The organism is Patescibacteria group bacterium, from assembly GCA_018896645.1.
Taxonomy (GTDB): domain Bacteria; phylum Patescibacteriota; class Patescibacteriia; order UBA2591; family JABMQE01; genus JAHIMF01.
This window is the reverse complement of record JAHIMF010000006.1, coordinates 1-2,535: the sequence shown is the minus strand read 5'-3', so window position 1 is coordinate 2,535 and position 2,535 is coordinate 1. Positions and strand designations below refer to the sequence as shown.

The window sequence follows — 2,535 nt, the reverse complement described above, 5'->3', positions numbered from 1 at the left end:
TTGAGCAAGATACTTTTACCAAACAATTTCAATTTCTAAAAGGACAAGGTAAAAGCAAAGAAGATATTTTAGAAATGTTGAATAAATACTATCAAAAAAAGGATTTCCCTTTCCTCAATTTCTTCAATAGATTGTTGGATAATGTTTATGACAAATAAAATGATGAAGCAAAAAAACTGAAGCGATCGAAAAGATATATTTTACCGAAAGGGCGGGAAAAGAATTGGAACAGCAGGCGAGAAAAAACATAAAAAGAGAAATAGCACGGTTGTTATAAAAAAGAGCCCCGATGGAAAACCATGTGGGGCTCGAATGTAAACCGGACAAACCGGATTAAAACCAGCCTTTTTGGGCTGTCTTCTCAATCTCTCGTGCCTTACCCTCAATTTCCTTGAGGGCTCTAACAACGTCTGGCTTGTCCTTGTACTCGTCAAGTTTCTCTCTAATGAGCTGTAGTATTATTCTCACAGCCGCTTCAGCTCCGACACACTTTTGACTAATCATTATATTTCTCCTTTCTTTGTGGTTTTTGAAATCTCGACAACGTTCAATAATAGCACAAACTTAAACTTATGTCAACTATTACATATAAAAATGTCAACGGGAAGTTAAAATGTCATACTTTCCGGGAAGTTAAAATGTCATACCTTGGCGTTTTGTTTAGCGAGTGTGCTGGCGTGAAATGATAACCTCCAGGGGTGGTTCGGTGGCGGAGTATGCGCTTTACTGGCGTTCACTTGATCAATTGTTTTAGCAATTACCCAAGGTGATGTATAGTTAGTTTTTATCGGTCTCATTGGCAACATTTTGTAATTTAAATATTTGCCTCTAAAGCGAATATGGATTGAATGATCAAGATGTTCTTCGACGATTACAATGTCCTTTTTGCAGATGGTCGCCGGCTGTTCCTTGGTTAATTGGTACCATTGTGTGTTGAAAGAGAAAGTAAAGTCGTTGAGGATGGTTCGCTCCTTTTGTCTGGAAAATATTCCCGGTAATTGTTTGACTTCTTTTTGATTTAATTCTTGATGCAAGTTGGTTTTGTTTCTTGGCAGAACTGCAAATTTAGCGTTGAATTTAGGAATGAATGTTCTTTCCAAAAAGATGTTGGCTTCATTAACTGTAGAAATATTTTGCAACCTTAATTCTTTAATCAATCTATCCTGCAATGTTTCAAATAATCTTTCCACCCGGCCTTTGGCTTGCGGGCTGTTGGCTTTAATCAGTTCAATTCTTGATTCATTGGCCGCTCTTTCAAATTGGGTCAGGGTGTCGCTGTTCTCTTTGGCCAATGGGTGGTTAAGGCTGTAAGTGCTGAATTTATCAAGGTAAATTGACCTTGGCTTGCCGTTTTTTAAAAGGTACTCTTGCCAGAAGCCAAAGGCCGGAAACACACCCTCATGCTGGTCAAACCAAGCGCGTACAATCTTGCCAGTGGCATCGTCTATCGCGGCTAAAAGGCAAATCTCTCCCGTGCTGTTTCTATCCTCAAACCAATGCTCATATGAACCGTCAAATTGAACCATCTCGCCATAGCAGGATTTTCTTTCTCGCCAAGCTCGGTGGACAGATAATTTTTTCTTTGTTCGCGGTTTCCACAATCCTTCGGCAATCATTATTTGACGGATGGTTTTGGCATCATGAGCGATGCCGTGATTTTCAAACAATTTTTCATTGGCCAGAGTTGGTCCGAAATCATAGTAGTGCTGATGCAACAGTTCAATAATTTTTTTCTTTTCGCTGCTATCAATTTTGCTGTGACTCTCTTGGCCGCGGTTGCCGTGGATTAAACCTTTGGCGCCGAACTTGATTACATTCGCTTTGAGACGTTTGACTTGACGGACAGACATTAAAAGCAGTTCCGCCGCTTTGGTTCCATTGATGTGTTTCCCGATTAGCTTTTTAATAATTTGAAATTTGTCTAATTCTTTGGCCGACATAGCGATTAATGTCATAGATGAAATGGTTAATGAATTAACCATTTCATTTTATCAGAGGTATGACATTTTAACTTCCCTCAAGTATGACATTATCACTTCCGTGCGACATGTTTTAACTAAAACCTCACATACAAAAAACCCTCCGATAAGCGGAAGGTTTTTTTATTTATTGGGTTCGTAATTTCGTAAGTTTCGTATTTCGTATCTATAGTACCAACTAAAATTACTTATAAAGTTTACGTGAACAAGACCAAGCGCTCCAACTTCCATCTCTCAATCTTTTATCAATCGCCCATTTGGTCGCTTCTTTATAATCCATTTTATCCGCATTGGTCATATTTTTATGGATGCTGTTAATCTGCCAAAGGCCGACATCATAAGTACCGTTCTTGTTGACGCCAATAGCGTCAGGTTGCCAACGGCTTTCGCAGTTGATGATGGTTTCGGCTTCTTTAATATTAAGCCCGGCTTTCTCCACTTCATTTAAGACCCAAAGCTTCATATCTTCCTCTTCGGTCATAACTTCTTGTTTCGCATCGCTTAAATCAATCGGGTTATTGCTGTTCATGGCCAAACGAACCACTTTGGTTTTTTG

Annotated in this window: 3 protein-coding genes; all 3 read right to left on the bottom strand. The window is 39.2% G+C overall.

The genetic code is table 11. The features are described 5' to 3' along the window. Positions 1-333: 333 nt before the first annotated feature. Positions 334-504, bottom strand: coding sequence for a hypothetical protein (locus KKD20_00540; GenBank protein MBU4331599.1), 171 nt, complete (start codon positions 502-504; stop codon positions 334-336). Between the two features lie 137 nt (positions 505-641). Next, entirely contained in the window at positions 642-1,955 is a 1,314-nt protein-coding gene (locus KKD20_00535; GenBank protein ID MBU4331598.1) for an ISNCY family transposase, read from the bottom strand. A 208-nt stretch (positions 1,956-2,163) separates the two neighbouring features. After that, positions 2,164-2,508: a transglycosylase SLT domain-containing protein gene (locus KKD20_00530; protein ID MBU4331597.1), complete on the bottom strand. Its 345-nt coding sequence runs from the start codon at positions 2,506-2,508 to the stop codon at positions 2,164-2,166. Between the last annotated feature and the right edge of the window lie 27 nt (positions 2,509-2,535).